Origin of the sequence: Paractinoplanes lichenicola (assembly GCF_016785085.1) — a bacterium.
Lineage (GTDB): Bacteria > Actinomycetota > Actinomycetes > Mycobacteriales > Micromonosporaceae > Actinoplanes > Actinoplanes lichenicola.
This window is the reverse complement of the sequence record NZ_JAENHO010000014.1, coordinates 274,608-292,795: the sequence shown is the minus strand read 5'-3', so window position 1 is coordinate 292,795 and position 18,188 is coordinate 274,608. Positions and strand designations below refer to the sequence as shown.

General features: G+C 71.2%; 15 protein-coding genes. 12 read left to right on the top strand and 3 right to left on the bottom strand.

Annotation, left to right across the window (positions count from 1 at the left end; translation table 11 throughout):
- The first annotated feature begins 114 nt into the window (after positions 1–114).
- The 7 genes from JKJ07_RS40475 (at position 115) to JKJ07_RS40445 (ending at position 5,245) form a co-directional block, all read left to right on the top strand.
- Positions 115–495: a YbaB/EbfC family nucleoid-associated protein gene (locus JKJ07_RS40475; RefSeq protein ID WP_202997298.1), complete on the top strand. Its 381-nt coding sequence runs from the start codon at positions 115–117 to the stop codon at positions 493–495.
- The gene (locus JKJ07_RS40470) at positions 488–802 is read left to right on the top strand and encodes a type VII secretion target (RefSeq protein WP_202997297.1); all 315 of its coding nucleotides are present in this window, start codon (positions 488–490) and stop codon (positions 800–802) included. Before JKJ07_RS40475 ends, JKJ07_RS40470 begins: the two co-directional genes overlap by 8 nt.
- Positions 799–2,022, top strand: a complete 1,224-nt coding sequence (locus JKJ07_RS40465; protein WP_202997296.1) for a WXG100-like domain-containing protein — start codon at positions 799–801, stop codon at positions 2,020–2,022. The genes JKJ07_RS40470 and JKJ07_RS40465 overlap by 4 nt, the downstream gene beginning before the upstream one ends.
- A 26-nt stretch (positions 2,023–2,048) precedes the next feature.
- Complete coding sequence (locus tag JKJ07_RS40460) at positions 2,049–2,363, top strand: hypothetical protein (protein ID WP_202997295.1); 315 nt, start codon at positions 2,049–2,051, stop codon at positions 2,361–2,363.
- A gap of 838 nt (positions 2,364–3,201) precedes the next feature.
- The gene (locus JKJ07_RS40455) at positions 3,202–3,870 is read left to right on the top strand and encodes a hypothetical protein (protein WP_202997294.1); all 669 of its coding nucleotides are present in this window, start codon (positions 3,202–3,204) and stop codon (positions 3,868–3,870) included.
- A gap of 173 nt (positions 3,871–4,043) precedes the next feature.
- Complete coding sequence (locus JKJ07_RS40450; protein ID WP_236030692.1) at positions 4,044–4,451, top strand: DUF2795 domain-containing protein; 408 nt, start codon at positions 4,044–4,046, stop codon at positions 4,449–4,451.
- Positions 4,452–4,480: 29 nt separating this feature from the next.
- Positions 4,481–5,245 (top strand): SDR family NAD(P)-dependent oxidoreductase, encoded by a 765-nt coding sequence (locus JKJ07_RS40445; protein ID WP_202997293.1) that lies wholly within the window; start codon positions 4,481–4,483, stop codon positions 5,243–5,245.
- Here JKJ07_RS40445 and JKJ07_RS51390 read toward each other — a convergent pair.
- A complete protein-coding gene (locus JKJ07_RS51390) occupies positions 5,236–6,516 on the bottom strand; it encodes a G protein-coupled receptor family protein (protein ID WP_202997292.1) in 1,281 nt (426 codons plus the stop codon). The genes JKJ07_RS40445 and JKJ07_RS51390 overlap by 10 nt on opposite strands.
- A 111-nt stretch (positions 6,517–6,627) precedes the next feature.
- On the opposite strand from JKJ07_RS51390, the gene JKJ07_RS40435 reads away from it, so the two are divergent.
- Complete coding sequence (locus tag JKJ07_RS40435; protein ID WP_202997291.1) at positions 6,628–11,544, top strand: arginase family protein; 4,917 nt, start codon at positions 6,628–6,630, stop codon at positions 11,542–11,544.
- Positions 11,545–11,555: 11 nt separating this feature from the next.
- Here JKJ07_RS40435 and JKJ07_RS40430 read toward each other — a convergent pair whose 3' ends face one another.
- Positions 11,556–12,293, bottom strand: a complete 738-nt coding sequence (locus JKJ07_RS40430) for an alpha/beta fold hydrolase (RefSeq protein WP_202997290.1) — start codon at positions 12,291–12,293, stop codon at positions 11,556–11,558.
- 28 nt (positions 12,294–12,321) lie between these two features.
- Positions 12,322–13,917: a restriction endonuclease gene (locus tag JKJ07_RS40425; RefSeq protein WP_202997289.1), complete on the bottom strand. Its 1,596-nt coding sequence runs from the start codon at positions 13,915–13,917 to the stop codon at positions 12,322–12,324.
- A 373-nt stretch (positions 13,918–14,290) separates the two neighbouring features.
- Here JKJ07_RS40425 and JKJ07_RS40420 point away from each other — a divergent pair, with 373 nt between their 5' ends.
- From JKJ07_RS40420 to JKJ07_RS40405, 4 genes are all read left to right on the top strand, one after another.
- Positions 14,291–15,991 (top strand): EAL domain-containing protein, encoded by a 1,701-nt coding sequence (locus JKJ07_RS40420; RefSeq protein WP_202997288.1) that lies wholly within the window; start codon positions 14,291–14,293, stop codon positions 15,989–15,991.
- Positions 15,992–16,009: 18 nt separating this feature from the next.
- Complete coding sequence (locus JKJ07_RS40415) at positions 16,010–16,396, top strand: cupin domain-containing protein (RefSeq protein WP_202997287.1); 387 nt, start codon at positions 16,010–16,012, stop codon at positions 16,394–16,396.
- A gap of 202 nt (positions 16,397–16,598) precedes the next feature.
- Positions 16,599–17,081 (top strand): MarR family winged helix-turn-helix transcriptional regulator, encoded by a 483-nt coding sequence (locus JKJ07_RS40410; protein WP_307834652.1) that lies wholly within the window; start codon positions 16,599–16,601, stop codon positions 17,079–17,081.
- A gap of 19 nt (positions 17,082–17,100) precedes the next feature.
- Positions 17,101–18,186, top strand: a complete 1,086-nt coding sequence (locus JKJ07_RS40405; RefSeq protein WP_202997285.1) for an S-(hydroxymethyl)mycothiol dehydrogenase — start codon at positions 17,101–17,103, stop codon at positions 18,184–18,186.
- Positions 18,187–18,188: the final 2 nt, after the last annotated feature.

Here is an 18,188-nt window from a genome sequence, read left to right as displayed (position 1 = left end):
CCGACAGTTCTTGCTGATCACCGCCCGTGGGCGCCGAGTTATCCACAGGCCCCGGCGGGCCCGGCGAACGGCGCTACGTTGAGTTCCGAGACCGGCACGGGGAGGTGTTCGTCCATGTTCGACGGTCGTGATCTCGAGGACGCGGCACGCATGATCGAAGACTGGCAGGCCGGCGTCGAGGCCCGCGCGGCGCAGACCCGCGAGCTGTCGGGGCGGCTGGCAGCGGTGACGGCGACCGCACGCAGCGACGACGGGCTGGTCGAGCTGACAGTCGGCGCGACGGGCGACCTCGTGCGGCTCGAACTGGGCGAGGGCATCCGCGGGCGGCCCGCCGACGAGACCGCCCGGGCGATCCTGGCCACCCTGCACGCGGCCCGGCAGGCGCTGACGGCCCAGGTCACCGCGGTGACGACCGAGGTGGTGGGTGCCGAGTCCGAGACCGGGCGCGCGGTGATCGAGTCGTACGCGCGGCGGTTGCGAGCACCCGATGAGTGATCACGTCGGGGTGCGGCCGGGCGAGCTGGTCACCCATGCGGCGTCGGTCGCGGCGATCGGCGACCGGGTCGATCAGGCGGCGCGCGCCGGGAGTGCGGTGCGGGCGGGCCCGGGGTCGTACGGGAAATTGTGTTTGCTGGTGCCGGCGGTGCTCGGCGCTCTGCAGGACACGTTGGTGGACGGAATCACCGCGGCCGGCGCGGCGCTGCACGACACGGCTGCGCGCCTGCGGGCGACCGCCGAGGGTTATGACGGCGTCGACCGGCGGCGGGCCGGCGAGTTCGACCGGATTCGGGGCGGCCGGTGACCAGCCCCGTGATCGCATCGGCGCCGAGCCCGTGGGCGGGAGTGTGGATCGCCGAGGACATCGAGCTGATCGCCTCCGGCGTGCGCGACGGCAGCTGGGTCGACGGCACCCTCGGCGTGGTCGGCGGCGGGCTCGACGCGCTGGCCCTGGCGACCGACCCGGCCGGGGCGCTGCTGCAGTACGGCATCGCGTGGCTGATCGAGCACGTGAAGCCGTTGTCGGAGGCGCTGGACTGGCTGGCCGGCGACCCGGAGCAGATCGCCGCCCACGCCCGGAGCTGGCAGCACGTCGCCGCTTCGCTGTCGTCAGAGGCCCAAACCCTGGCCCGTACGACGGAGGCCGAGCTCGCCGGCTGGTCGGGCGCGGCGGCCGAGGCGTACCGCACGTGGTCGGCCGGGCATGCGCAGACGTTGCAGACCTTGGCCCGCGCCGCCGACACGATGGCCGCGATGACCGAGGGGGCGGGCGCCCTGATCGGCACGGTCCGCCTGATGGTCCGCGACGCGGTGGCCACGGTCGTGTCCCGCCTGATCGTCTACGCGGCCGAGTTGATCGCCACGGCGGGGCTGGCCACACCGGTGGTGGTGGGTCAGGTCTCCGCGTTGTGCGCTTCCTGGGCGGCCCGGATCGCCGGCTGGCTGCGAGACCTGCTGGCCAGCCTACGGCGCCTGCTGACGGAGAGCGATCGCCTGGGCAAGCTGATCGAGGCGTTGAAGCGCCTGCTCCCGGATTCGTCAGGCGGCGGGAGTGGTGCGGGGTCACGCGCCACCGGTGGAGAGATCCGGCGGCCCCGGAACGAGTTCGACTTCGAGGTCACCTGGGCGGAGCAGAGCTACGAGCGGATCCGGGCGGCCACCGGCGACGTCGCCGAGGTGGCCACGACGGCGAGCCGTTACGGCTTCAGCGAGGCGGACGTCCGCCAGGTCAAGAGCCACGTGTTCCTGGAGGATCACGTTCTCGATCTCTATGACGGCGAACCCGCGGAGATAGCCCGGTTCGGATCGAACCCGCGAATCGCGGAGGCATGGGAGCGGCTCCGGACCGGAAATCCTCATCCCGAGGACATCGTCTGGTTGAACCATGAACGCTATGAGGCGCAATACATGATCGACACCGGCGACCCCAGCTATCGGCGGGCGCACAACGCGACCCTGGAGGCCGGCTACGAGTGGCACCCGGAGGCCGCGGCGGCGGACGGCTTCGGTTATCAGCGTCAGTAGGATTCGGTCGGTTCGAGGGGGCTCAGGTGGTCGCGGCTTTCAACCTTGGGGTGTGGCGCCAGGCGCTGCTCCCGCACGGCGCTCTGTACCGGTGGGAGGGCGATCAGGGGCGTAGCGGGTCGGGGTTCGTGGTTCTCGACAGTTCCGCGGAAACCGTTCGACCGGCCGACCCGCAGGGGCAGCCGGTCGGGGGTCTCACGGCCGACCTGCGAACGTCCGACGTCAGCGGATCCTCCGCCGGGGTCGATCGGGCGTCCTTCACGCAGGTCGTGGCGGCGATTCTGCGGGCCCGGGCCAAGTCGGGGGAGTGGCCCGAAACGGCGCACGCCTACTTCGGCTAGATCGCCCACACTCCTTGCGGATTATCGGGGCGACCGGTCTTGATCGCTGCGTGAGCAGGTGAAGTTGCGGCGTTCGGTGGGGGTGAATGAATTTGCTCAGTGGGCAGGGGAGTGGTTCGGCCTCGGATTGCGCGTGAGCGATTGCCGGGAATGGCAACGGCGTGCGATTGCTCACAGTGGTCGAATGGCTACCTAAAGTGCCCATGCTGCGGGATGGGTGCGGCGGCGCCTTGGTGTCTCTGGGTTACCGGCCGGGCGAGCGTCGCTTGTGGACCGTTGCTCGTGGAGGGTGGGGCGGGTCGCTCTGATCGGGCGAAACGGGTCTATGGCGCGTATCCCCATTGGGAAGAGTGGCACTGACGGAAATCCGACAACGGTCTGGTCGGGCGCGAACTAGCGTTATCGGGGCGATGGGGTTGACCCCGCGGTTCGGGCGTGCCTGCCGAGGGCTTCTGGATCTTGCGGGTGGGCGGGACGACGTACGGGTGCATGGGGTTGAGGGTCGGGGAGCCGCAGGTCGAGGCGCTGTCGATCGTCACTGTGAGTGGATGTTTGCGCGCTGGTCACCACCCTGAAATATCTGAGTGATTTACTGGTTCCACGGGGTGAAATGCGAGGCCGACATGCAACTTGCACGCGCGGTTCGCCGTGCAAGTTGCATGTTTCGCAGGGTCTCGACCTGCTGCTCCATCGTCGTGGCTAGCTTTTGATCGTTTCGCTGGATTTCATTCACGGGCGTTTTTGGGATCTAGGAAAGTGGACCCTTCCAGTCGATCACCGGAAGTGGAACTCTTCTAGCCAGCAGTAACGCCAGCGACACGGACGGTGGTGGTAACGAATGCGCCCAGACGTTCTGGTTGGTCCGAGCGAGTGGGTGGTCGAACAGTTCGGCGACAAGGTTGCCGGCGAACTGTGGACTCGGGTGCCGGAAGCCTTGAGCACCGCGATGGAGCGTGAGATTCACGCCCACCCCGCGATGACGCAGACCATGGAACGAGTGATCGCGAATCCGCGATGGCCGCTTCCCTACGAGGAGTTGGTGCTGTTCCTGGGCACGCTCCCCGGTGCCGAGATCATCACCGTTCCCAAGTCGGTCTACCAGCTGGTCGTGATCAACGGCCACGTCGTGGTGCCGTGGTGTTTCGGGCAGTCCGCCCGTGACTCGATGCTCGACGCGCCGGTCGGGCGCTCGTTCGGCCGGCTCACCCGTGAGCTGCTGCGCCGGTTCGGCCCGCCGTGGCGGCGGTCGCAGGCCGAGGCCCCGCTGCCGCTCGACGCGGTCGACGAGCGTGAAGTTGCCAAGATCTGCGCCGCGATCGCTCAGATCGATCCGAAACCCGAGGTCGTCATCGCCGGGTTCGCCGGTGCGCCCAACCTGGGGCTGCTCCGCGCCTGCCTCGGCGAGATCAAGTCGACCGACAACGGCTCGCTCAACTGGAGCCATCTCGACGACCTGCCGCTGCCCCCGCCCGTGATCCCACGCCCGCGCCGCATGCAGTTCCCCTGACCCCCACCAGCAGCCCGGACGCGCACCGGCCGGCCACCGGCGGTGCGCGTCGCCATGTCCGGGCCGGTGAAATGGGGTAGGGGAGGCCCGAAGATCCGTGCGGGCGCCGGGCGGTGCGGGCCGCGCGCCGGGCGGTGTGGGTGCCGGGGTTGCGGGGTTCGCCTGATTGGTTGATGAGCGTCACCGTGCGGTTTATCGGGGAGGTGCTCGGGAACTTCGCGGGGATGGACAGGGGAAGCAACAAGCACAGCGCGCGTGTCGATGACGAGCTGGCCCAAGAGGTTCGCGACCTTGTGCAGGGTGTCGGTGGCGGACATGCCGACGAGAGCCGGGTGCCGGAGCCGCCCGCCGACGGCGAGCCGAACGTCAGCCCCATCCTCGAGGACGGCGAGGCGAACGACATCAGCCGGTTCGGGCGCTACATCGGGCGCTCGGCGCTGCCGGGTGATCGGGTGAAGCTGCGGGACAGCGCCGAGACGCTGCTGGCCCCCGACGACGTGCTGGCCGACATCGACAGCCTCCCGGAGGGCCAGGAGTTCCAGACGGTCGCCGAGATCTGGTCCGCGCTCGGGCGGCGCTGAGAAATCGCGCACCCGGGTAAGACCTGACAGTGACTTCTTCATTTGTGGTTACCGGAGGCGGCCGCGGGGTCGGGCGGGCGATCGTCGAGCGGCTGCTCGAGGACGACGCCCGGGTCGTGGTCGTCGAGTTCGACGAGCGGGGCCTCGACTGGACGGCCGAGCATGCGGGCCGGGTGGTGGTCGTGGCCGGGGACGCCGCGGACGAGACCGTGGTCGCGCAGGCGGTCGAAGCGGCGGGCGACCTGCGGGGCTGGGTCAACAACGCGGCGACCTTCCCGGGCGGCTGGCTGCACGAGATGCCGGCTTCGGAGGCGGCGGCGCTGATCGCCCGGAACGTCGACCCGGTGGTGGCCGGATGTTCGGCGGCCATCAACGCTTTCCTGGCGGCCGGGGTGCCGGGGTCGATCGTCAACGTGTCGTCGCACCAGGCGCAACGGGCGGTGCGCGGGGCCTTCGCCTACGCGACGGCCAAGGCGGCGGTGGAGGGGCTGACCCGCGCGCTCGCGGTTGATTACGGGCGTCATTCCGTACGGGTCAACGCCCTGGCTCTCGGCTCGATCGGCACCGAACGGTCGGACGTGCACCTGGCCGCCCTCGACCCGGCCGGGCGCGACGGATTCGACCGGGAGATCCGCCTGTTGCAGCCCCTGGGCCGGATGGGCCGGACGAGCGAGGTGGCCGAGGCGGCCGCTTTCCTGCTGTCGGACCGCTCGTCGTTCATCAACGGCGCGATCATCCCGGTCGACGGGGGCCGGTCCGCGGTGGGACGCGACCCCGAAGAGATTCAGGGCTGAGGCACCAGGTACGCCGTGGAGAACGGCTCGTGGCGGGCCCGCATGTCGGCGTACGCGGTCAGCACCAGCGGGCTGATCACCACGCCCGAGGCCACCGAGAAGCCGGTCGACAGCACGGCCGTGAACAGGGCGATACCCGTGCCCGCGGTGCCCGACGGGTCGATCGCCGTGGTGAAGATGCCCTCGACGAACGCGAACGCGATGTAGAAGCCGAAGATCGTCGCGATCCGGCCGAGCGCGGCGCCGAAGTCGGCGTGGAACAGCTGGAAGGCCCGGCCGACCCCTTGCCCGCGTTCGAGCAGAATGATCGGGGTCAGGATCGAGCAGACGAGCCCGAAATAGATGCCGGGCAGGATGCAGAACAGGAGCCCGACCAGGATCATCAGGCCGGCCACGATCTGCCAGCCGAGCAGCGGGAAGAAGCGGCGCAGACCGTTCTTGACGGCCTCGGTGACCGAGATCGGCCGGCCGGTGGCGCGCTGCACGAGGATGTCGAGCGTGGCCAGCTGCCCGACCATGCTGAGCACGACGGCGGCCAGCGTGAACGGCAGGATCACCAGCAGCGGCGCGACGAAGTCGTCGAACGAGACGTCCTGCGGGTCGGTGATGACCGCGGCGTCCGACGTGATGAAGGCGCCCACGATGCCGACGGCCAGCAGGGGGACCGCCCAGACCAGCTGCACCAGCGTCATCGGCTGCCAGACGGCCGACAGCAGGGTGAAGCTGCGCCGGAACCAGCCCGCGAAGTCGGGGCTGACCAGCGGGTCCTCGGGGCCGGCGTAGTAGTTGGAGGGCAGCCCGTAGGCGGGCGGCGGCCCATAACCAGGGGCGCCAAAACCTTGATTCCCGTACGGGGGAGGGCCGTAGCCGGGCGGCGGCGTGCCGTACCCGGGCGGTGGAGTGCCGTACCCGGGCGGCGGGGTGCCGTACGCGGGTGGTTGCTGGCCGGGGACGCCGTAACTCGGCGGCGGAGGCGGAGGCGGCGTCTGGTTCGGATCGACGTAACCCTGCCACGGATCCTGCCCCGGCGGCGGATCAGCGGGCGGCTGCGAGGGCCCGGGCGGAGCGTACGGGGAAGGCGGCTGCCCAAAAGACGGTGAAGGTGGCTGCCCATGAGGCGGCGAAGGCGGTTGCCCGTTCGGATCAGACGGCGGTTGCCCTTGAGGACCGTAAGGGTCGGAGGGCGGCTGCGCCGTAGGGTCGGAGGGCGGCGGATTGCCCGAGGATTCCGGGCGGTTCTCGTCCGGCGTGCCCGATGCGTTGTCGCTCACGTTCTCCCCGCTCCCCGACAGTGATCAGCGGACACCATAGCTGGCCAGGGCAGGTGACCGCGATCGCGCGCCACCCCGTGGCACGAGACGGGGAGTCCTAGACTTCGGAGGATGGCCGAGCAGCTGGAGTCGCCCACCACGATCCGGGACAGGGCCGTTGCGGTCGCCGACTATCTGCTCTCCGTACGGGCTCAGATGGAACGCCCCGCACGGACGGTGCCCGCCGATGCCCTGCGCCTGGACGCCCTGCCCGATCACCCCGAGTGCGAGCTCGCCCCGCCCACGGAAGACAAAACGGGCTGGCTGCGGGTCGGCCTGCCCGAGCTGCCCCCGCCCGTGCAGGTGCCGGCCGCCCTCCGCCGCGACGTGACGACGACGGCGGCCGAGTCGGAGCCCACATACGACGGCGACGACGAGCAGTTCACCACCTGGCGCGACGAGGTCTGGCGCCCCTGGGCGTACGCGACCGCCGAGGCCGAGAAGACCCGCGCCCTGCACCGCCGCCTGTTCGACCTCATGCACCAGCTCGACATGACCGCGGCCACCACCGAGCTGGTCTGGGGCCACGGCCTGCTGGAGACCGTGATCAACGGCGAGCGGGTGCGCTATCCGCTGGTCGCGACGCCGGTGCTGATCGAGTACGAGCCCGACCGCTCGATGATCACCGTTTCCCCGGCGGGCCCGTCGCGGCTGCAGACCGACGCCCTCAACGGCATCGACGACCGCTATCTGAGCCAGCTCGTCGCCCTGGCCGGCCCGGCCGGCACCCTCGAGGTCGACCTGTGGAACGACCTCGACCGCCGTGAGCTGTTCGAGCGCGCGCTGGGCCGGCTCGGCTACGACCGCCTGATCACCAGCGAGGAGACGACCAGCCCGCACATCAAGGACGTCGGGGTCCTGTTCGCCCGGCCCAAGCAGCGGCTGCTCCGCGGCTTCCTGGAAAACCTGCGCGACCGCCTGCTGACCGGCGACACCGAGGCGGTCGGCGCGCTGGCCGCGATCGTCGCGCACGAGCCGAGCAAGCTGCGGATGCCCGGCGACGATCCCGGCCAGTGGCAGCGCGTCGGCGAGCGGCTGCTCATGCCGCTGCCGACCAACGAGGCGCAGGAGTCGATCGCCCGCCGGCTGGCACAGCATCGCAACGTCGCCGTGCAGGGCCCGCCCGGCACCGGCAAGACCCACACGATCCGCAACCTGATCTGTCACCTGATGGCGAACGGCAAGCGGGTGCTGGTCGTCGCGCAGAAGGAGGATCCGCTGCGGGTGCTGCGGGACGGGCTGCCCGAGGAGATCCGCTCGCTCTGCCTGGCCGTGCTCGGCCGCACCACCGACCAGCTCGTGCAGCTGCAGCTGGCCGCCCGGGAGCTGTCCGACCGGGCCGCCACCCTCGACAAGGCGGCCGAGGCGCGCCGGGTCGAGCGGCTCACCTCGCTGCTCGAGGAGGCCGAGCGCGAGCTGGCGACGGCGCTCGGCGGGCTGCGCGCGATCGCCGAGAACGAGGCGGTCACGTATGTGATCGACGGCGCCCCGCTCAGCCCGGTCGAGGTGGGGGCGTGGCTGCGCGAGCGGGCCGCGACCCAGGGCGGCATCCCGGATCCGGTGTCGGGGCCGCCGCCGCTGGACGGCAACGAGTTCGCCACGCTGCTGCAACTGGCCAACACGCTGACCAATGCGGACAAGAGACAAGCGCTGCAACCGCTGCCGGCCACCGATGATCTCCCGTCCGCCGCCGACGAGGCCCGGGCCCGCGCCGAAGCAGACAAATTGCGCGATGAGGTCAACGCCCTCGCCGCCCAAGGCCTCGACCTCACCGCCGTACGCGATACGAACGTCGCCGCCGTCCGCGACGACCTGCACGACGCCCTGGCCTGGTTGCGCCGCCGCGAGGGCGCGTGGACCGACCGCCTCGGCCGCCTGCTCACCGACCAGCACTGGCGCACGGTCTGGGCCGATCACGTGACCGCCACCGAGGCGCTGCTGGCCGAGCTGGCCACCCTGACCAGGGCGCTCGCCGGTCATCAGATCAACGTCCCGGGCCCGTACGCCGCCGAGCCGAAGCGCCTGCTGGCCCAGCTGGGCGAGATCCGGCAGCGGTTCGCGACCGGCCGCGGCCTGAGCCGGCTGCTCCAGTCCGGGCTGTTCCGCCTGGCCGACGAGGTGCGTGTGGACGGTGAGCCGCTGCGCACCGCCGAGGACGTCGACGTCGTGGTCGCGTGGGTCCGCCGCGCCCAGGCCCGGCAGCGGCTCGGCGGCCACTGGTCGGAGTGGCGGCAGCGGCTGGCCATCGCCGACCCGCCCGGCGGCTGGGGCGACCCCGAGGTGTGGGCCGGCGCGCTGCTGGCCGAGGCGGGGCAGTCGCTCGACTGGGACGTCCGGCACTGGCCCGCGCTGGCCGAGCGGCTGTCCCACCTCGTACCGCAAACCGAACTTGACCTTGACCCCGCGCGGCTGGCGACCGTGGCGGCGCTGCTCGACGCGGCACCAATGGTCTATGACCTCGATGCCCGAAATGAGCGCCAAAAGCGGATAAAAGATCAGCTGGCGTCCTGGCCGCATCTTGGTAAAGCCTGGGCAACGTTGGACGGCTGGGACGAGGAGCTAGCCGAGGTAAGGCGTTTGTCCGAATTGCGCCCAGCGGCGCTCGACTTCCGCATCAAACTGGACAAATTAACAAAAGCGGCTCCGGAGTGGGCCGCCCAGATCGAGGCCGGCCGAGTGCCGCCGGTGAGCGGAAAGGCCTGCCTGGAGGCCTGGCAGTGGCGCCGCGCCCAGACCTGGTTCGACGACGTGATCGGTAGCGTCGACCCCGCCGTGCTGGCCAAGCGGGTCGAGAGCGCCCGCGACAAGATCCGCCGCCGTACGGCCGAGCTCGTGGTGGCGTCGGCCTGGCTCGAGGTGTCGCGCAGCCTGGACGACCGGCGCCGGGCCGCCCTGGCCGACTGGACCACCGCGCTTCGCAAGATCGGCAAGGGCACCGGGCGTACGGCCGCGGCCTGGCAGGCGCATGCGCAGCGCGCGATGGAGTCGGCCGTCGAGGCGGTGCCGGTCTGGGTCATGTCGGTCGACCGGGCCATCGAGCAGTTCGCCGGGGGCGCCCGCTTCGACGTCGTGATCGTGGACGAGGCGTCCCAGGCCGACCTGTTCGCGCTGCCCGTGCTCTCGCTGGCCGAGCGGGCCGTCGTGGTCGGCGACGACCAGCAGATCGGCCCCCAGTTGGGCTTCGTCGGCCCGGTGGCGGGCCTGATCCACAGTCACCTCGACGACGTGCCCTCGGCCGAGCACTTCGACCCCGAGTCCTCGCTCTACGACCACGCCGTCCGTCGCTCGCCCGAGCGCATCCTGCTGACCGAGCACTTCCGGTGCGTGCCGCAGATCATCGAGTTCTCGTCCCGGCACTACTACGACGGCAAGATCATGCCGTTGCGCGCGGACCGGCCGGCGTTCGCCCCGATCCGTACGGTGTTCCTCCCGGCCGGCGTGCGCCAGCAGCTCAGCGGCTTCGGTGACGTCAACGTGGCTGAGGCCGAGGCGCTGGTCCAGCAGGTCGCGGCGATCGTGCGCGACCCGCGGTACGACGGCCGGACGCTCGGCGTGATCTCGATGCTGTCGACGAGCGGGCAGGCCGGCTACCTGCTGCACCAGCTGCGCGAGGAGATCGGCGAGGACGAGATCCAGGCACGGCGGCTGCGGGTCGGCGACGCGTACACGTTCCAGGGCGACGAGCGCGACGTCGTGCTGGTGTCCATGGTGGTCTCGGACAACGACCCCAAGGTGGCCGCTTTCACGAAACGCGAGTATCACCGCCGGATCAACGTCGCCGCCTCGCGGGCGCGCGACCAGCTGTGGATCTTCCATTCGGTCCGGCCCGGTTCCCTGCTGGCCGACGACGCGCGGGGCCTGCTGCTCTCGTACGCGCTCAATCTCGCTCCCGCCGAGGAGGTCATCGACCTGGCCGTCCGCTGCGAGAGCGACTTCGAGCGGGACGTGCTGGGCCGGCTGTCGGCCCGCGGATTCCGGCCGATCCCGCAGTTCCGGATCGGCGCCTACCGCATCGACTTCGTGCTCAACGCCCCGGACGGGCGGCGGCTGGCGATCGAGTGCGACGGCGACGCCTATCACGGTCCGGAGCAGTGGGAGAGCGACATGCGCCGCCAGGCCGTGCTCGAACGCGTCGGCAACTGCGTGTTCGTGCGCATCCGGGGCAGCATCTTCGCCCGCGAGCCCGAGGCCGCGATGGCCCCGGTCTGGCAGCGGATCGCCGAGCTCGGCATCACGCCGCCGCCCCGCCGCACGGTGCTCGAGGTGGGCCAGTGGCAGGGTTCCGGCTCGCCCGACGCGCGGCGGCTGGTCGAGGGCGCGAACGTGCTGGCCTCGATGATCCCGTCGGATCGCCGGGTGCGGGTGCCGGTGACCGACTCGTTGGCCGGCAACCTGGCCGCGATCCGGGCCGCGGTGACCGACCCGCCGATGGTGACCGTCGGCGGCGACTGCGGGGTCGAGCTGGCCCCGATCGAGGCGGCGCTCGAGCGGCACGGCGACGGGCTGGTCGTGGTCTGGTTCGACGCGCACGGCGACCTCAACACGCCCGAGTCGTCGCCGTCGGGCGCGTTCCACGGCATGGTTCTGCGCACTTTGCTGGGGGAGGGGCCGGCGGAGTTGGCGCCGCGGCGGGTTTTGCGGCCTGCTCAGGTCGTGCTGGCCGGCGTGAGAGCCTTGGACGTATCCGAGAAACAGTATATTTCGGATACAGGGATCGAAGTGGCGGCGTTCGATGAGCTGCCGAGTGTGGTCGCGGCGGCCGGCGCTCGGGCCGTCTATATCCACATCGACCTCGACGTGCTCGACCCGGCCTTCTTCAGCTCGGTCGGCTACCCCGAGCCCGACGGCGTACGACCCGAGCGCCTGGCCGCCGCGGTCCGGGCCCTGACCGAGCGGTTCCCCCTGGCCGGCCTGGGCATCACGGAATACCAACCCGGCGATCCGGCCGACCGGGAGGTGCTGGCCGGCTTGGTGCGGGCGATCTTTTAGGCGTCGCGTTTTCAGACGTCGCGCAAGTGGGCCACGATCGCCGCCGCCGATCGCCGCGGCGAGGTGGTCAGCACGTTGTGGGCTCCCTGCGGGATGGTCACCGCCGTGCCGCCGGTCAGGGCGGCCACCTCGGCCCGCCACCGCGCCGGCGCCACGGGGTCGAGCGACCCGCCCAGCACCAGCGTGGGTACGGCGACCTTGATCAGGTCGTCCTCGACCGGGTTGCGCACCGAGTGGCCGACGGTGGCCAGCACCCGCCACGGCTTGGCGTCGGCCACGTCGCGAGCCAGCACCGGCACCTGCCAGGGCGCCTCGACCGCCGTGTCGGTCAGCCAGCGCCCGATCAGCCCGCGGCGGGTGCGGGCGTGCGGGTCGCAGGTCGGGCCGGCCAGCACCAGCGCGGCCACCGTGTCCGGCGCCACGACGGCGAGCCGGGCCGCCACCTCGGCGCCGAACGAGTGCCCGGCCAGGGCGACCCGCCGCAGGCCACGGGCCGCCAGCCAGGCCGCCATGACGTCGGCGTGCTGCCCCACGTCGTACGCGGGGGAAGGTTTGTCGCTGTGGCCGAAGCCCGGCAGGTCGGGCACCACCACCGGATGCCACGGGGCCAGCGCGGCGGCCGTGGGCATCAGATAGCGGTGCGACACGGCCAAACCGTGCAGCAGCACGACGGGCAGGGCGGCCGGGGCCGGCCCCGAGCGATCGTGGATCCGGAGCCCGCGCGCCGTCGTCCAAACGCTCCGGAACATGGGCCCCGACTACCCGATCATCGGCCGGCTAAGCGGTCCGTTCGATGCGGGCCTTGACCCGGCAGTAGTTCGACAGCAGCGTGACCAGCGCCGGACCGTCGATCAGCTCGAGCGGCCGGCCCGCCACGGCCTCGTACGCGTCGGGCTCGATGCCGCCCAGCGACACGAGGATGCCCTTGGTCGCCCCGGCCGCCGTGACCGCGCCGGCCAGCGCGTGCACCGCGGCCGGCCGGGACGCCCCGCCGCGCACCGCGAAGATCACCACCGGCCCCCCGAAGACCGGCCGCGGATCGGTCGCCTGCCACCGGGTGCCCAGGTCGCCGCGGGCGGGCGGGCCCATCTGCAGGCCCATGATGCCGAACAGGTCGGCCAGCTGCTGCTCCCACTGGGCGTCGGTCAGGGTCACCAGGTTGGGCCGCTCGTCGATCTCGGCGAGGACGTTGAACTCCTCGGTGAAGTCGCGGTCGGCGTCCCGGTCGAAGTCGATCTTCTCGCGTACGCCGGTGAGCTCGTCGGGCTCCGGGGAGAGCGCGCCCTCGAGGTGTTTCACGCAGGCCACCGGGTCGACCCGGCGCAGCTTGATGGCCGCGAACGTCTCGCGCGCGGTCTGGATCGACACCAGGCAGGGCCGCACGAACCGGCCGGTGCGGCGGTCGATCGTGTCGACGATGCCGTTGAACGAGACCTGGCGCACCAGCCCGCCGCGGTCGGCCTCGATGACCTCGTGGATCGTCCGCAGCGTGACCCGGGCGATCACCTCGACGTAGCGCCGGCGCAGCTCGGACTCGTCGCGCGGGACGGCGTTCAGATCGTCGCGGAACCGGTCGTAGCGATACTCCTTGACGTGCGGCACGACCTCGATCGGGGGCAGGTGATACTCGATCAGCAGGTGCCGCTGCTTGGGCAGATAGGCCAGCCGGAAGTGCTGGGGGAAGTCGTCGGGGTAGACGGAATTGCCCAGCACCATCGCGAAGTACTCCACGACCGAGGCCGGGTCGGCGTCCGCCACCGCTTGGGCGAACCGGTCGACCTCGGCGTTGTAGGCCGCGACCTTGGCCTCGTGCTTGCGCAGGCTTTCCTCGTACGCCTTCCGGCGCGCGGCGAGCTGGCGCTTGCGCCGCTCCTCGGCCTCGGCCCAGCGGGCTCGGGCGTCCTCGTAGGCGCGCTGCGCGCTGGCGTTCTGCTGCTGCCGCAGGCGGTCCCCGCCGAGGATCTTGCCGACGCCGCGCGGCTGCGGCGGCACGTAGCTGTCCCACCGCGGCTCGGGCAGCGGACGCGCCAGCGGGCCCGGGTCGAACGGCGGCGCGGCCACCGGCTTCTTGAACACCTGCAGGTCGATGTGGTCGTCGACATCCAGGGTGGAGAGCAGCAGCGCGTCGAGGTCGCTGAGCCGGGCCCGGATCTCCGCGTTCGCCGCGGTGGCGTCGGCCGTCCTCGCCTCGTGATAGAGCCGCTGGTGCTCCCGCTTCCGGTCGGTGTCGGTCGCGGCCTGCTGCGCGGCGGCGATCGCCAGATCGGCGTTGCGCCGGATCAGGTCGCGCTGCTGCGCGGCCGCGGTGTTGGCCCGCTGATCGGCGAACGCCTGGGTGGCGTGCGCCCGCTGCATGTCCCGAATGATGCCCATGCCTCGCCCTCCGCATTGGTCCAAGCGCCACCATATCCAGCCAGAACGGATCTAGTTACGCGGCGCGTCGCGAGTGTGACGTGGCGTGCATGACCGCGGGGCCGGGCGGGTAGCAGTCGCTTATGGTTTCCCGATCGGCACTAGCAGTGACTGTCTGTCATGGAATAGACGCTAAATCCCCGCCAGAACTACGCAGCGCAGTGGTCAACCGATCAGGTATTTCCCTACTCTGATCGGGCGAGAAGCTGCTGCTCGACGTTTTGCCGGGACACCCCGCGAAACTTTGCGGCGGCTGTCCACTGTTATATCGGCCGCGTGACGGGTCGTAATAGTTCTGGGGTCTGGGGACGTTGTGGGGGGAGGTGGCGGGCGCGTGGCCGCACCGGAGGAGCATCAGCATGTGCCGGCTCAGCGGCTGCCTGAGCAGCGCCCGGCCGACGACCGGCCCGCCTGGTTCTCCTACACCGCCACCGGCGACCGCATCGTGTGGTCGGCGGCGCTGCGTGCGATGCTCGGCGACCCGCCCGCGCAGGACGAGGTGAGCCGCAAGGTCCTGGTCCGGTACGTGCATCGCGACGATCACGCCGAGGCGCTGGCCGCGATCACCAAGGCGTGGACGACGCGCGCCCAGGTGCGGATGACGGTCCGGCTCGTGCGGGCCGACGGCGGCTGGTTCGACGTGGACTGCCGGCTCGACCCGGTGAAGAGCCCCGACGGCACGGTCCGCGGCATCCGCGGCACGGTGACCGACGTCTCGGAGCGCGAACGGGCCCGCCGCGAGACCGACCGGCTGACCCGCCGCGGCGAGACCGTGCAGGCCTCCCTGGTCGAGACCGACCCGGCGACCGGCCTGCTGACCCGGGCCCGGTTCGCCGACGAGATCGACCGCGCCCTGCGCCGCGGCGGGGGAGCGGTGCTGGTGCTGCGGGTGCAGCCGGAACCGTCCGGCCTGGACGGCGAGCACGTGCGGCCCGAGCGCAACGCCAACCTGCTGCAGCGGGCGGCCCGGGTGCTCGAGGGCGTGATGCAGCAGGGCGCCCTGCTCGGCCGGGTCGGGCCCAACGAGATCGGCGTGCTGCTGCCCGGCACGTCGTGGCCGATGGCCCGCCGCGAGTCCGAGCTGCTGGTCGAGGCGCTGCGGTCGCAGACCTTCGTGCTGCCCGACACCTGGCTGCGCGCGCAGGCCTGGGGCGGGCTGGTGCGGTTCACGCCCGACGGCGACGCCGGCAGCCATGAGCTGCTGATCGACGCCGAGCACGCCTGGCGCCAGTCCCGCGACGGCGGCGAGCCGCTCACCCTGATCGCGCACCCGATGCCGGCCCGCGACCGGCAGGGCTCCTATCGCAGCCGGGTCGCCGACGCGCTCGACACCGACCGGTTTACGCTCTACGCCCAGCCGATCCTCGAGCTGCAGACCAACGAGATCACCCGGCACGAGCTGCTGCTGCGCGTGCTCGACGAGGCCGACGGCCCGCAGTCGCCGATCCAGGTGCTCGACATCGCCGAGCGGCTCGACGCGGTCTTCGACATCGACCTGTGGGTGGTCGAGCGGGCCATGCAGCTCGCCGCCGAGCAGCCGCACTCCTGCCTGCAGATCAACCTGTCCGGCCGGTCGGTCGGCGACCCGCGGCTGACCGACGAGGTCGAGCGGCTCATCGAGCGGTACGGGGTCAAGCCCGCGCAGCTGACGTTCGAGATCACCGAGACGGCGCTGATCGGCAACCTCAGCGAGGCCCGGCGGTTCGCCGACCGGATCCGCGATCTCGGCTGCGAGCTGGCGCTGGACGACTTCGGCTCGGGCTACGCGTCGTTCCGCTACCTGCGGATCTTCCCGATCGACCTCGTCAAGATCGACGGGGAGTACGTGGTCGACCTGGTCAACAGCCCGCAGGATCAGGTGCTCGTGCGGGCGCTGGTGCAGGTCTGCCAGGCGTACGGGATCCACACGGTGGCCGAGTTCGTGCAGGACGAGCCCACCCTGCGCCTGCTCCGCGAGCTGGGCGTCGACTACGTCCAGGGCTATCTGATCGGCCGTCCGGCCCCGGTCGACGAAGCTCGGTTGCAGACGTCCTGAGCTGGGTACAGCAGGGTCATGGAGCACTTCACCATCGCCACCGTCGCCGAGGAGAGCCCGGATTTCCGCCGCGTGCTCTGGACCGGCAAGCACACCCAGCTGGTCATCATGACGATCCCGCCGGACGGCGAGATCGGTGAGGAGGTCCACGAGGTGGACCAGATCCTCACCTTTGTCAGCGGAACCGGCAAGGCCATCGTCTCGGGCCAGGAGCGCAAGGTCGCCCAGGGCGACCTGGTCGTGGTTCCCGCCGGCCGCAAGCACAACTTCCTCAACACCGGCCCGAACCCGCTGGTGCTCTACACCGTCTACGGCCCGCCGGAGCACGCCGACGGCGCGGTGCACAAGACGAAGGAAGAGGCCGACGCGGCCGAGGAGGCCGGCAAGGACGAGCCGCCCGCGTAGGGCCGCATTGTTGAGCACGGCGCCGGCACCAGCCGTGGCCCCCCAGCCGAACTGGTGCCGGCGCCGTGCCGCTTCTGGTCGGCCCCCGGGAAAGTCCGAGCGCAGCGTACTAGGGACAACGCCGGTCGTCGATCGATCGGACCCGGATCGTGACCTAAGCCCGGCCCGCTACTAACCTTCCTGCATGGAAGACCCTTCTGGCGTGGCAGAGCCGCGGTGGTTGACCGATGAACAGCAACAGACGTGGCGCCGCTTCGTCGAGGTGCTGATCAAGGTGCCCGCCGCGCTCGAGGCCCAGCTGCAACGCGACGCCGGTCTGACGCACATGGGCTACATCGTTCTCGTCCGGCTCAGTGAGCAACCCGACCGGCGGCTCGCCATGAGCAAGCTCGCCAAGAACGTGAGCGCGTCGCTGTCCCGCCTCTCGCACGTCGTGGCCCGGCTCGAGGGCCAGGGCTGGGTGCGCCGCGAGCGCGACCCGGCCGACGGGCGCGTGCAGATCGCGGTGCTCACCGAGGACGGGTTCGGCAAGATCAGGGATTCCGCGCCCGGCCACGTCGAGGCCGTGCAGCAGCTCGTCTTCGACCGGCTCAGCCCGGCCCAGGTGCGCCAGCTGGCCAAGCTGGCCGACACCCTGCTCGACCAGCCGCTCGATGTTCGCCTCGCCCCTGACCCATGCGCCTGATCGCATCTACGCTGGGCGCATGAGTCAGCGAGTGCAGGGCGTCATCGCCCGCAGCAAGGGTGCCCCCGTCGAGCTCACCACGATCGTGGTGCCCGATCCGGGGCCGGGTGAGGCCGTGGTCGCGATCCAGGCGTGCGGGGTGTGCCACACCGACCTGCACTATCGCGAGGGCGGCATCAACGACGACTTCCCGTTCCTGCTCGGCCACGAGGCGGCCGGGGTCGTCGAGGCGGTCGGCGCGGGCGTGACCGACGTGGCGCCGGGCGACTTCGTGGTGCTCAACTGGCGGGCCGTCTGCGGCGTCTGCCGGGCCTGCAAGAAGGGCAAGCCGTGGTATTGCTTCGCCACCCACAACGCCACCCAGAAGATGACCCTGGAGGACGGCACCGAGCTGTCCCCGGCCCTGGGCATCGGCGCCTTCGTGGAGAAGACGCTCGTGCACGCGGGACAGTGCACAAAGGTTGACCCGCGGGCCCGGGCCGCCGCGGTGGGCCTGCTCGGCTGCGGGGTGATGGCGGGCATCGGCGCGGCCATCAACACCGGCGGCGTGACCCGTGGCGACTCGGTCGCGGTGATCGGCTGCGGCGGGGTCGGCGACGGCGCGGTGGTGGGCGCGGCGCTGGCCGGGGCGACCACCATCATCGCGATCGACACCGACGACCAGAAGCTGGAGTGGGCCCGCGGCTTCGGCGCGACCCACACGGTCAACGCGCGCGGCGTCGACGTGGTCGAGAAGGTCAAGGAGCTCACCGGCGGGTTCGGCGCCGACGTCGTGGTCGAGGCCGTGGGCCGCCCCGAGACGTACGAGCAGGCCTTTTACGCCCGTGATCTGGCCGGCACGGTCGTGCTGGTCGGCGTGCCCACCCCCGACATGAAGATCGAGTTGCCGCTGCTCGAGATCTTCGGCCGCGGCGGGGCGCTCAAGTCGAGCTGGTACGGCGACTGCCTGCCCACCCGCGACTTCCCGATGCTGACCGATCTCTATCTGCAGGGCCGCCTCGACCTCGACGCGTTCGTGACCGAGGAGATCCCGCTCGGCGGGGTCGAGGAGGCCTTCAAGAAGATGCACACCGGCGGCGTCCTGCGCTCGGTGGTCGTCTTCTAAGG